This window comes from Acinetobacter puyangensis (genome assembly GCF_900096995.1).
In the GTDB taxonomy this organism is placed as follows: Bacteria; Pseudomonadota; Gammaproteobacteria; order Pseudomonadales; family Moraxellaceae; genus Acinetobacter; species Acinetobacter puyangensis.
Map to the genome: position 1 here is coordinate 184,925 of NZ_OANT01000004.1, position 12,933 is coordinate 197,857.

The 12,933-nt window shown below is 41.9% G+C and carries 12 protein-coding genes; 11 read left to right on the plus strand and 1 reads right to left on the minus strand.

Annotation, left to right across the window (positions count from 1 at the left end; translation table 11 throughout):
- Window positions 1–3 precede the first annotated feature (3 nt).
- The 6 genes from nuoN (at window position 4) to CRO21_RS09420 (ending at window position 7,034) form a co-directional block, all read left to right on the plus strand.
- On the plus strand, window positions 4–1,473 hold the full coding sequence (gene nuoN, locus CRO21_RS09395) for an NADH-quinone oxidoreductase subunit NuoN (protein ID WP_097079056.1): 1,470 nt from the start codon (window positions 4–6) through the stop codon (window positions 1,471–1,473).
- A 170-nt stretch (window positions 1,474–1,643) separates the two neighbouring features.
- Entirely contained in the window at window positions 1,644–2,180 is a 537-nt protein-coding gene (locus CRO21_RS09400; protein WP_097079057.1) for an RNA polymerase sigma factor, read from the plus strand.
- A 16-nt stretch (window positions 2,181–2,196) separates the two neighbouring features.
- Window positions 2,197–3,093 carry a FecR family protein gene (locus CRO21_RS09405; protein ID WP_097079058.1) on the plus strand — a complete coding sequence of 299 codons (897 nt, stop codon included), beginning with the start codon at window positions 2,197–2,199 and terminating at the stop codon, window positions 3,091–3,093.
- Window positions 3,094–3,179: 86 nt separating this feature from the next.
- A complete protein-coding gene (locus CRO21_RS09410) occupies window positions 3,180–5,900 on the plus strand; it encodes a TonB-dependent receptor (RefSeq protein ID WP_097079059.1) in 2,721 nt (906 codons plus the stop codon).
- Between the two features lie 96 nt (window positions 5,901–5,996).
- A complete protein-coding gene (locus CRO21_RS09415; protein ID WP_097079060.1) occupies window positions 5,997–6,590 on the plus strand; it encodes a biliverdin-producing heme oxygenase in 594 nt (197 codons plus the stop codon).
- A gap of 9 nt (window positions 6,591–6,599) precedes the next feature.
- Window positions 6,600–7,034 (plus strand): YbaN family protein, encoded by a 435-nt coding sequence (locus CRO21_RS09420; RefSeq protein ID WP_097079061.1) that lies wholly within the window; start codon window positions 6,600–6,602, stop codon window positions 7,032–7,034.
- Between the two features lie 44 nt (window positions 7,035–7,078).
- Here the strand turns inward: CRO21_RS09420 and pcaU are convergent, their stop codons facing one another.
- A complete protein-coding gene (gene pcaU / locus CRO21_RS09425; protein WP_097079062.1) occupies window positions 7,079–7,888 on the minus strand; it encodes an IclR family transcriptional regulator PcaU in 810 nt (269 codons plus the stop codon).
- 276 nt (window positions 7,889–8,164) lie between these two features.
- Between pcaU and CRO21_RS09430 the strand changes: the two genes are divergently transcribed.
- Genes CRO21_RS09430 through pcaD form a run of 5 tightly spaced genes read left to right on the plus strand, consistent with a single transcriptional unit; the run spans window position 8,165 to window position 12,920 of the window.
- Entirely contained in the window at window positions 8,165–8,848 is a 684-nt protein-coding gene (locus CRO21_RS09430) for a 3-oxoacid CoA-transferase subunit A (RefSeq protein ID WP_097079063.1), read from the plus strand.
- 1 nt (window position 8,849) lies between these two features.
- Window positions 8,850–9,518 carry a 3-oxoacid CoA-transferase subunit B gene (locus tag CRO21_RS09435; protein WP_097079064.1) on the plus strand — a complete coding sequence of 223 codons (669 nt, stop codon included), beginning with the start codon at window positions 8,850–8,852 and terminating at the stop codon, window positions 9,516–9,518.
- Between the two features lie 10 nt (window positions 9,519–9,528).
- Window positions 9,529–10,749, plus strand: a complete 1,221-nt coding sequence (gene pcaF / locus CRO21_RS09440) for a 3-oxoadipyl-CoA thiolase (protein WP_097079065.1) — start codon at window positions 9,529–9,531, stop codon at window positions 10,747–10,749.
- 21 nt (window positions 10,750–10,770) lie between these two features.
- Window positions 10,771–12,126 carry a 3-carboxy-cis,cis-muconate cycloisomerase gene (gene pcaB, locus CRO21_RS09445; protein WP_097079066.1) on the plus strand — a complete coding sequence of 452 codons (1,356 nt, stop codon included), beginning with the start codon at window positions 10,771–10,773 and terminating at the stop codon, window positions 12,124–12,126.
- A complete protein-coding gene (gene pcaD / locus CRO21_RS09450; RefSeq protein ID WP_097079067.1) occupies window positions 12,123–12,920 on the plus strand; it encodes a 3-oxoadipate enol-lactonase in 798 nt (265 codons plus the stop codon). The genes pcaB and pcaD overlap by 4 nt, the downstream gene beginning before the upstream one ends.
- Window positions 12,921–12,933: the final 13 nt, after the last annotated feature.

Genomic DNA, 12,933 nt, shown 5'->3' on the forward strand with positions numbered 1-12,933 from the left:
GCCATGAACTTCACAATTTCATTTTCGGAGCTATTGCCATTAGCGCCTGTGATGATCGTGGCAGTGACAGCGATCATCGTTATGCTTTTGGTTGCGCTCAAACGCAACCATACCCTTGTTGCAACAGTGAGTGTGATTGGTTTAAACCTTTCTGCATTTGTAATCCTGCGTGATTTATGGCTTGGTGTAGCACCAGCGAATGTCATGGGCTTGTTTACTGTAGATGCGTTTGCACACATTTATATGCTGATGATTCTGGTGGCAGCTCTGGCATGCTGTACACTTTCACATGCCTACATCGACAGCTATAAAGACAATAAAGAAGAACTTTATATTCTATTATTGAGTTCTGTGGCGGGTGCAATGTTAATGGTGTCTAGTACCCATTACGCCTCGTTCTTTATCAGTCTGGAATTGATGTCTATTCCGGTCTATGGCATGTTGGCCTATACTTATCAGCGTGGTAAATCACTGGAATCAGGGATTAAATATCTGGTGCTGTCTGCGACTGCATCTGCCATGTTGTTAATGGGTTTTGCCTATGTATATGCCTATACAGGCGAAATGTCCTTTACCGGTTCTGCCCTAAAAATTATCGAAGTCGTACATGAACCACTCGTAGTGATGGGATTAGCACTGGTGTTATTTGCCTGTGCATTCAAATTGTCACTGGCACCTTTTCATAAATGGACGCCTGATGTTTATCAAGGTGCGCCAACACCGATGGCAACTTTCCTTGCCACCGTGTCAAAAGTTGCCATGCTTGGTCTATTGTTACGCTATATCCTGACTTCCGGTACGTTGGTACTCGATGGCATGGTCACTGTATTAACAGTAATTGCAGTACTCTCTATCGTTGCTGGTAACTTGCTTGCAGTCACACAGGTCAATATCAAGCGTATTCTGGCGTATTCATCGATTGCCCACTTTGGTTATTTACTGGTGGCATTGGTCAGTACCGATGTATCCAGTGTCAGTACCATTACTGTGTATATTGCGACCTATGTTTTGACAACGATTGGTGCCTTTGGTGCGGTGTCCTTGATGTCTAGTCCGTATAATAATCTGGACGAGGCAGAAAGTCTGGCAGATTATCGCGGTCTATTCTGGCGTCGTCCAATTTTGACGGCAACTTTGACCGTGATGATGTTATCGCTTGCAGGGATTCCATTAACTGCCGGCTTTATCGCAAAATTTGTAGTGGTATTGGCTGCGGTTGCTGCAACCAACTGGTTCCTGGCTGCAATGATTATTGTTGGTAGTGGTATCGGTTTGTACTATTACCTGCGTGTGATGGTGGTGATGTATATGACAGCACCTGATGTACCACGTATTGATGCACAAGGTAACTGGGGTAAAACTGCGGGTGGAGTAATGGTCTTACTTGCAGCATTACTGGTATTGGTACTCGGTGTTTATCCAGAACCTTTATTAAACTTTGCCGAAGCTGCAAAAATTGCTGTAGTGCGATAATTTCGTTTATTAAAGATTATAAAAGCCCACAAATTTCGGTTTGTGGGCTTTTTTATATAAAATGAAATAGCAATTTTTAATATAATTTTTACAGCTAATCTTGGCAAAAGACTTCCGATAGATTACACTTTAATAGAGAATAGTTATCATTTTCAATTTTGCAGGTCGATATGAAACAGGGGTCAAACCAGCTTATCGAGTTTTTTGTCAGTCATCATGATGAATTACTAAATTACCTGAATACCCGTTTGGGTAATCGGCAGTTTGCACTGGAAATGTTACAAGAAGCATATCTTCAGGTGATTAGAAAATCAGAATATTTTGAAAATAAAACAATGACGTTGGCATTACTTAAGCGGGTATCTTTGAATCTGGCGATTGATCATTGTCGTAAACAACAAGTGTTTAATGATTATATTGAATTTGATAGTGAAAAAATTGATGGTGTATTTTCCTCAGATCTGGAAGGATGGACTTCCACAGAATTGGCTGTTGCCAGAGAACAATTTGAACAAAAAATACTTGAAAAAATAGATGAATTACCCTCAGCGTGTCAGGATGTATTCATCCTTGCCCATGTACATCATTTGACGCAGGAAGAAATCACTGTGGCACTTGATTTGTCCAGAAGTATGGTCATCAAACACTTGAATCGTGCCTATTCATACTTTATTCCATTACTTTTTCCAGCAGATGATGCGTATTAACAAATTGTAGCCCGCCATGTCAAAAACACAGCCAAACTCTTCCAAATCCAGATTGGTATCCTATACTGGTCGTGATATAGATGATGCCTTAGAGCCATTTGAACAGGCACTCGTTGCTAATTTGCCAAGTAAAGAACAAATTATCTTGCGTGCCAGACAGCGCAAGTTACGGAAAAAACTGGGGACTTCTGCACTTGTACTCGTGGCATCATCTTCATTTTTATTGTGGTTAAATCCGGCTTATCAGACAGAACAATGGTCAACAGCATTAGCTGAAAATCAAACGATTGATCTCTCTGATGGCAGCCAGATTCAGCTGAATACACAATCAAAAGTCGTGGTCAAAATGCGTTTGCATTCCCGTGAAATACAATTACAACAGGGTGAAGCAACATTCCATGTGGGGCACTTGCCAGATCGCTGGCGTATATTTGAACGTCCGTTCACTGTTCAGGCAGGACAATTGTCTATTCGTGATATTGGTACAGTATTTAATGTGCGGCGTTATTCGGAGCAGCATGCTGTGGTCACTGTATTGCAAGGTAAAGTGCGTGTAAGTACGTTGGCAGAACCAAAACATTTTGTTGATCTAGAACACAACCAGAGTATTGAAAATCATGCTACACAACTTGGTCAGCTCAAAACAGTGAATGCACAGGCACAGACGGCATGGCATAAGGGACAACTTAAATTTGATAATATGACTTTGGCCGATGTGATGCAGGAATTCCAGCGTTATTCCACATTTAAGGTTGTATTTAGTCAGAAAAAGATTGAACAGCTTAAAATATCGGGAAGTTTTGAGACAGCGCAATATCAACAATTTATTCAATTATTGCCAGATTTTGCGCCTGTACAGGTGCAACAGTTGCCATCGGGTACATGGCAAATCACATCAAGAGAAAATAAATAAAAATTTTTAATGATAAGGGTGTACATAATGCGTATCTAAATCGTTTAAGCAAATGAACAGTTATTTTTTCATTTGTGGGATTGGGTATGAAGCAAAAATATCAAAACATGATCAAATTGTGGCAATTAAACACAATGAGTCTGGTTGTGGTGACAGCACTTTATTCGGGGAGTTTGTATGCACAGGATATTGCACTTGAAGTAAATTTGCCTACACAATCGTTACAGGCATCTGTAGAACGAATTGCACAGCAGGGTAATGTGCATATTGTCTATGTCAGTGATGTATTGCAGAATAAAAATGCATCGGCATTACAGGGAAAATATACGGTTGATCAGGCCTTACAGCAATTATTACAGGGTACGGATTTAACCGTACAAAAAAATGGCAATGTTTATACTATTTTGTCTGGTTCATTTGCGATTACACAATCTGACAATAAAATAATTGCTAGTTATCAAATATCTGAAAGTTACGATCCAGTACAATTGCCAATTATTAATGTCAAAGCCGAACAAGATAGTATTTATGATCAACCACATTCTATTAGTGTGATTAGTCGTGAACAGATGGATAATCGACCAACACGTCATGCTGCTGATATGTTGGAACAATCGGCAGGAGTCTACTCCAGTGTGAGCCAGCAAGATCCTGCTTTATCGATCAATATTCGGGGTATACAAGATTTTGGTCGGGTAAATATGAATATTGATGGGATGCGTCAAAACTTCCAAAAAACCAGTCATGGTGCACGTGACGGTCAAATGTATATCGATTCGGAATTATTGTCTAACGTAAAAATTGAAAAGGGTGCTACCAATAGTTTGGGAAGTGCAGGTACTTTAGGTGGTATTGCCACGTTTAGTACGGTCAATGCTGATGAGTTTTTATCTGATGGTAAAAATATGGGCGGAAAATTACATGCAAGTACAGGTAATAACGCAACTAATTTTATCGGCAGTGCAATTGTTGCAGGTCGTTATCAGGATATTGATGTATTGCTAGGTGTTAGTGCGCGAAAGTTAGGTGATTACGATCCGGGGAAAAAAGGTAATATTGGTGATATTCGAACATCTGTTAGTGACCCTTACAATGCAGGAGTTACCACAACAGCAATGCAGGAAGCTTTGAAGAATCAGAAAGTTTTGTATTCAAATTATGAAATGAAGTCCACTTTATTTAAGATCGGCTGGAATATTGATGAAAGTCAGCGTTTACAATTTAGCTATTTGCAGACTGATACCGATACACCAAATGCGGGAATGATCACCGCAATTTATGATGATCCGAACAATACTCGTGGTTATTATACCTTGGGCTGGAAAAATACAGGGTTTAGTGAGGTAAGTGCTAAAAACTTTGCACTGGATTATAGCTTAAAGCCAGTCGGTCAGGATTGGCTGGATTTAAGAGCCAAAATATATCATGTGGATACCGAAGATAACACGAATACTTATAGTACCAGTAGTCTAACAGATAATAGTTACTGGACAGAAACCCAATTGAAAACCTATGGATTACAACTGGAAAATACTTCACGATTTCCTTTGCTGGATAAACACATGCTACAGGTTAATTATGGGCTAGATTTTTTTTATGATAAAAATGACAGCCAGTCAACCAAAGCCACCATGGAAGGAGTCACTCCCAAAGGTAATCGCTGGATGGGAAGTATTTTTGGGAACCTTGCCTACAATTATGAAGACTGGTTGAGAGTAGAAGGTGGTTTGCGTTATGATCGCTATCAATTAAAAGGGAATACTAGTATAGATGGAATATGGTATATCTATGATGTTTGCACAGAAAGAAGGGCTTCTTCATGTACATATCAGGATACGATGAGTTGGAATGTTGATCGCGAAGGAAGCAAATTATCACCGAATTTTGCAGTGGGAATTAAACCAGGGCTCGAATGGCTGGAATTTTTTGCTAATTATGGCAAAGCTTATCGTCCACCTGCAATTACTGAAACACTGGTCTCGGGTAGTGCACACAGTTCTGCTACAGTATATCCCAATCCTTATGCAGAAGAAGAAAGATCGGAATCATGGGAAACTGGATTAAATATAAATAAGCAAAATTTATTTTTTAAAAACGATCGATTTAATACAAAAATTGCTTATTTCGATACTAGTGTTGATAACTACATTTCACTGGCAACCAATAGGATTCTACCTGGATATGGCGTTCTTGCCAGTTCCGGATATGCTGCATATGTTAATAATCTATTAAAAACACAATTTAGAGGGATTGAATACCAATTTAGCTATGATGCAGATATTTTCTATGCGAATCTGACTTATACAAGAATGTTAGGGAAAAATGATTTTTGTTCCAAAGCAGCATGGTTAGGGAATAAAATTCAATTTGGTGGAGAAGCTTATAATTGGTATCCAGTTGAATATGAACAAAATACCTTGGCATGTAGTAATAGTGATTCTGGAATAACAAGCGGTACATTTAGTAATCTTAATTATCTCCCTGGGGATAGAGGTTCATTAACTTTAGGTGGACGCTTATTTGATCATCGTTTAGATTTTGGCACGGTTATTCGGTATAACAAAGGTCAACAGGATCATTCTGTAGTTGCAAGTAGTGGTGCTGTAGGATCATTTTATGTCGCTGATTGGCCGAAATACACTTTATTTGATATTTATGCCAGTTATCAGATTAACCAAAAGTTAAAGCTCAGCGGATCGGTGGAGAATCTGACGAATCGTGCTTATGTAGTTGCTTTTGGTGATACTTTATCTTATACCCTAGGTCGTGGTCGCACCTTTCAGGCCGGGCTGGAATATCGTTTCTGATTTGATACAAATTTAAATTTACTATTTAGCACAGTATTTCTAATCATGGAAGTGTTGTGCAATTGTTAAATTCCAGCCCGTTTGCAAGGAAATATTATGAATATCGTTCAATCCGAACAGCAAAATTTATTATCAACACGTTTAAAAACCGAAACCAGCCATGAACATGAGCGCATGGAACAGTTAATGGAAAAAGCACAGGTTTTTGCCAACAAAACCAATTATGCACAGCATACACTGGCGCAATATTACTTCCAGCAGGACGTGGAAAATCTATATCGTCATGTAGAGGTAGAAAAAATCATACCGGATTTAGAGGTGCGGGGACGTTCACAAGCTGCGTTACTGGATTTGCAGGATTTAGATATTGAACCGCACAGTGAAGAAATTGCCACTTTAAATGTAGGTTATCCAGAAGCCTTGGGCTGGATCTATGTCTCAGAAGGTTCAACATTGGGGGCAGCCTTTTTATTTAAAGAAGCACAAGCCAAACTGGGCCTATCGGCAGAATTTGGTGCAAGAAATCTGGCAGCCTATCCTGAAGGTCGCATGCGAGTCTGGAAACGATTTAAACAGGCTTTAGATGATGCAAATTTTAGCAAGGAAGATCAGGACAAAGTGATTCAAGGCGCTTTGGACGGTTTTTCCCGTTTTGGTGTTTTACTGGAAAATCTGGATCAATTGAAGTAAATAAGGATCATGATGCCGATGCAACCAGCCAAGCCAGATCAAAAAATTGGAAAACAACCAAAACTGGCAAAATCAGCGATCATTCGCTGGTTATGTATCATCTTGGCTTGGGCTTGTATCATCATTGGTACGATAGGGATTGTCGTGCCGGGCTTACCGACCATTGATTTTTATATACTGGCCGGGATTTTTGCTGCAAAAGGCTCACAGCGTTTACATTTCTGGATTTATCACAATCGTTTTATTGGACCGATCTTGCAGCAGTGGCATGAACATCGCAGTATTCCAAAAAAAGCCAAATATATTTCCCTGATCAGTATGAGTATTGCAGCAGGGATCATGATCTGGAAAGTACCGCATCCATGGTTTGTTGGGATCACCATTGGTTGTATGGTGTTGGTACAGGTGTGGCTGTGGCTAAAAGTTCCCGATAAGGTTGGATGAATTTTAATGGACCGTATTTTTTTCTAAAATCAGATTCTTGACTGTTATAAGAAGTTTCGTAACTCTCTTGCCGTATCTTGTAATAGTGGCAGAATATTTTTAATGAGATAATCCTGTGTAGTACGCATACTGGGCGATACAATATTCAGCGCTGCCACGACTTTGCCAAAACTGTTATAAACGGGTACCGCCAAAGCGTGTACACCAAGTTCATGTTCCTCACAGGAATAGCACCAATCCTGTTCTCGAATGTCCTGTAAGAGTGCTAGAAATTGATTATTATCGGTATGTGTATATTTGGTTAGACGTTGAAGCGGATATTTTTCCAGCCATTCCAGAATTTCCTGTTCTGATAAATGTGCCAATAAAATTTTACCTGCCGAGGTAGCATGCGCAGGCAAACGATTGCCCAGATGTAAACCATAAGGATTGACCCGATCTGTTTGTTGATGGGCGGCACTTCGTGCGATGGTGATTGCTTCATAACCTTCTAGCACCATCACCGAAAAAATCTGTGATGTTTGATTGGTGAGCAGATTTAACAAGGGTTGTGAGATTTTTGGTAATTGTGCGGCACCAAGATAGGCACCGGAAAATTTTAAGACTTTGGGGGTTAAATAAAAATAATGACCATCAGATTCTAAATAACCCAGATATTCCAATGTGAGCAAATGGCGTCTTGCCGCTGCCCGGGTCATCCCGGTTTTTTCAGCCGCCATGGAAATATTCAAGCGATGTCGATCTGTACCAAAGCTGTCTAAAATGGCCATTCCTTTACTGATGCCTGCAATAAAATCTTCGTGGCGAATGGTTTTTTTATTCTCATGATTGAAGATCAGTTTTTCCGTAGTCATGTATATATCCTTAGCTTGCTCGTCCTAAGTCACCTTATTAATATACGTTAAAATTATGACATAATGTTCGATGATTAGTCTTAATTGACGATTATCGAACAAAAAATGGTGTAGTGACTAGCATTTCAGAACAAAATTATAAAAAATGAGCATAACGGAATGTTAAGTAAAATACTCAGGATTAGAGATTAAAAAGTTTACTCTTTGCATAGTACTGATCACTCAATTTGTATTTGCATTCCAAACAAATTTTTTGTTGTGTAATGGAGTCACCCCATGATTGATAAAAGCCAAGCTTCTCTTTCGGAAGTATTGTCCCAGATAAAAGATGGATCAACCATCATGATAGGTGGCTTTGGTACAGCAGGACAACCCGCCGAGCTGATTGATGGTTTAATTGAGCTTGGTATCAAGGATCTGGTGATCGTTAATAATAATGCCGGTAATGGCGACTATGGTCTAGCCAAACTGTTAAAAACCGGTGCAGTCCGTAAAATCATTTGTTCTTTTCCACGTCAATCCGATTCTTGGGTGTTTGATGAACTCTATCATGCCGGCAAAATCGAACTTGAGTTAGTACCGCAAGGCAATCTGGCCTGCCGTATTCAGGCTGCCGGTATGGGATTGGGTGCAGTATTTACCCCAACCGGTTTTGGTACATTATTGGCAGAAGGCAAGGAAACCCGTCATATTGATGGTAAAGATTATGTACTGGAATATCCGATTAAAGCTGATTTTGCCCTGATCAAAGCGCAGCAGGGTGATCGTTGGGGCAATCTGGTGTATCGTAAATCGGCACGTAATTTTGGTCCGATCATGGCCATGGCTGCCGATGTCACCATTGCTCAGGTCTCAGAAGTGGTACAACTGGGAGAACTTGATCCGGAACATATTATTACCCCGGGTATTTTTGTCCAGCATGTGCTGGCTGTAGGTACATCACAAGGTCAAGGAGAATAAAATGAGCTATCAAAAATTAAGCCGTGACCAGATTGCGCAGCGTGTAGCACAAGATATTCCCGATGGCGCTTATGTCAATCTCGGTATTGGTTTACCCACCAAAATTGCCAGTTATTTACCGTCCGATAAAGATGTGTTTTTGCATTCCGAAAATGGTTTGCTGGCTTTTGGCCCACCACCTGCCAAAGGTGAGGAAGATCCGGAACTGATCAATGCCGGCAAAGAATTTGTCACCATGTTGCAAGGTGGTTGTTTTTTTCATCATGGAGATTCCTTTGCCATGATGCGCGGTGGACATTTGGATATTGCAGTACTGGGTGCATTCCAGATTGCTGAAAATGGTGATCTGGCCAACTGGCATACCGGTGCACCTGACGCTATTCCTGCGGTCGGTGGTGCCATGGATCTGGCAGTCGGTGCCAAGAAAGTGTTTATCACCACCGATCATGTCACCAAAAAAGGTGAAGCCAAAATTGTCAAGGAGCTCAGCTATCCTGCAACAGGTCTAAAATGCGTGGATCGTATCTATACCGATCTATGTGTGATTGATGTGACAGCAGACGGCTTAAAAGTGATTGAAAAAGTTGAAGGATTAAGCTTTGACGAATTACAGTCATTGACTGGTGCGACGCTGATTGATGCTACACAGCTTAATACGACACAAGGTTAAGGAAAACAGCATGTCTATATTAAAAAATGCCTACATTATCGATGCCATCCGTACCCCATTTGGTCGTTATGCCGGTGGACTTGCGCCAGTACGTGCTGATGATCTGGGTGCCATTCCAATTCAGGCATTGATTGCGCGTAATCCACAAGTCGATTGGCAACAGGTGGATGATGTGATTTATGGTTGTGCTAATCAGGCCGGTGAAGACAATCGTAATGTTGGACGCATGTCGGCTTTACTGGCAGGTTTACCGTATCAGGTGCCGGCAACCACCATTAATCGTTTATGTGGATCATCACTGGATGCCATCGCGATTGCTGCCCGTGCCATCAAGGCAGGTGAGGCAGATTTAATGATTGCTGGTGGTGTAGAAAGTATGAGCCGTGCACCTTATGTGATGGGCAAATCGGACAGTGCTTATGGACGTAGCCAAAAGATTGAAGACACCACCATGGGCTGGCGTTTTATCAATCCAAAACTAAAAGAATTGTATGGTGTGGATAGCATGCCACAAACTGCTGAGAATGTAGCAGAGCAATTTCAGATTAATCGTGCCGATCAGGACCAGTTTGCTTTAAACAGCCAACAACGCACGGCGGCAGCACAAGCCAAAGGTTATTTTAAGCAAGAAATTATCCCGGTCACCATTCCACAGCGTAAAGGCGATGCCATCGTGATTGATAGCGATGAGCATCCACGTGCTTCAACCACGCTTGAAGGTTTAAGTAAACTTAAAGGTGTGGTCAAAGCCGATGGTACAGTGACTGCGGGCAATGCATCCGGGATTAATGATGGTGCAGCAGCAGTATTGATTGCGTCTGATCAGGCGGTGCAAGATTATAAATTAACACCACGTGCCAGAATTATTGCAGCAACAACAGTGGGTGTAGAACCACGGATTATGGGATTTGCGCCAGCGCCTGCAATCAAAAAGTTACTAAAACAGGCTAATCTAACCTTGGATCAGATGGATGTGATTGAACTGAATGAAGCCTTTGCAGCACAGTCCTTGGCAGTGACCCGTGATTTAGGCTTGGCAGATGAAGATACACGTATCAATCCCAATGGCGGTGCGATTGCATTGGGTCATCCATTGGGTGCTTCGGGTGCCAGACTGGTGATTACTGCTTTAAACCAGTTGGAACAGACGGGTGGAAAATATGGTTTGTGTTCGATGTGTATTGGTGTTGGTCAAGGTATTGCATTGATCATTGAGCGGGTCGGTGAGTAAGTTGAGTAAAGGAATCCTGATATGAGCCAGTTATATGCCAGCCTATTTTATCAAGCGGACGTCACCGAAATTTTTAGTGATCGTGCATTGCTGTCTTATATGATTCAAGCCGAGGTTGCATTGGCAAAAACACAGGCACAGGTCGGTGTGATTCCACAATCTGCGGCAGATGTCATTGCACAAGTGGCTGAACAGGCACTGGATCAAATTGATCTGGACGCCTTGGCAACTGCCACTGCACTGGCGGGTAATATCGCCATTCCTTTTGTCAAGCAATTGACTGCCATTGTCAAAAAAACCGATGAAGATGCATCCCGTTATGTACATTGGGGTGCCACCAGTCAGGATATTTTAGACAGTGCTTGTATTTTGCAGTGTCGTGATGCTTTGAATCATATTGAATCGCAACTGCAACAGGCGTATCAAATTACATTAGCGCAGGCAGAAGCCTATCGTCATCAGGTGATGATCGGTCGCACTTGGTTACAACAGGCTTTACCGATCACTTTTGGATATAAGCTGGCACGCTGGGCATCTGCCTTTAAACGTGATCTGGATCGTCTGCACGCAATGAAAGCACGGGTTTTGACTGTGCAATTGGGTGGGGCAGCCGGTTCTCTGGCATCATTACTGGATCAGGGTTCGGCTGTTGTCGAAGCCTATGCCGCAATATTGGATTTAACCGCACCACATTGTACTTGGCATGGTGAACGGGATCGTATAGTAGAAACAGCCGGTGTACTGGCCATCATTGTCGGTAATCTGGGCAAGATGGCACGTGATTGGTCATTACTGATGCAAACTGAAATTGCCGAAGTTTTTGAGCCGACTGCAAAGGGACGTGGTGGGTCTTCTACCATGCCGCATAAACGTAATCCGGTTGCAGCCGCTACGATCTTGGCCGCGGCAAACCGTGTCCCTGCATTGATGTCTAGTGTTTATCAAAGCATGGTACAAGAGCATGAACGTAGTTTGGGTGCATGGCATGCAGAATGGTTAAGTATTCCGGAAATTTTCAAGCTATGTGCCGGTGCATTGGAGCGGACCATTGATGTCCTGCAAGGGATTGAGGTACATCCCGATGCCATGCAACGCAATATTGAATGTACGCATGGTTTGATTATGGCAGAAGCACTGATGATGGCACTTGCACCGAAAATAGGTCGCTTAAATGCACATCATCTGGTCGAAACGGCATGTCAACAAGCCGTTGCACAACAACGTCATTTAAAAGCAGTGGTCAGTGAAATAAGCGAGATCAATCATTATTTTAGTGCTGATCAACTGGAACAGATATTTGAACCCGCATCTTATTTGGGCAATATTCAGGCACAAATTGATGCAGTGTTGCAAGAAGCCAAAGGAGAGGCAAAGTGAGTCAAATCACGATTACCAATCGCCAAGGGAAACACTTGGCCGTCTTTGTGGAAGGGCCTGAGCAGGCACCAGTCATTGTGTTTTCCAATTCACTGGGCACCGATCACCACATGTGGCAAGCGCAGGTTGAGGCCTTTAAGCAAAGCTATAAAGTTGTGACTTATGATACACGCGGACATGGTGCAAGTAGCCTAATAGCGCCTACAGCTTTACAAAATCTGGCAGACGATGTGATTGATATTTTAGATACTTTAAATATTGAGCAGGCACATTTCTGTGGTATTTCAATGGGCGGAATAACAGCATTGGCTTTGGCTATTGATTATCCGCAACGATTTTTGAGTATTACTGTCGCCAACTCCGCAGCAAAAATCTGGACAGCCGAGGGCTGGAATAACCGTGCTGAGGCGGTAGAACGTGATGGATTGGCAGATATTGTGGCGACGACACATAGCCGCTGGTTTAGTGACAAATTTGATTATCAGCATGATGCGCTTGCATTGAAAACCATTCAAAGTCTGGCACAAACGTCTGCCCAAGGATATGCCAATGCCTGTCGTGCTTTGGCAAATGCAGATTTACGTGAACAACTGGCGCAGATTCATCTGCCCACCTTGATCATTGCCGGTCGATATGATCCGGTAACCACCGTTGCAGATGCCGAGTTTATGCAACAGCATATTGAGGATAGTACGCTATTGACGCTTGACGCATCTCATTTATCCAATATTGAACAACCGGCAGGATTTAATCAGGCAATTGGACAATTTATTGAGTCGATTTCAATAGTTTAAATATCTTAAAAGG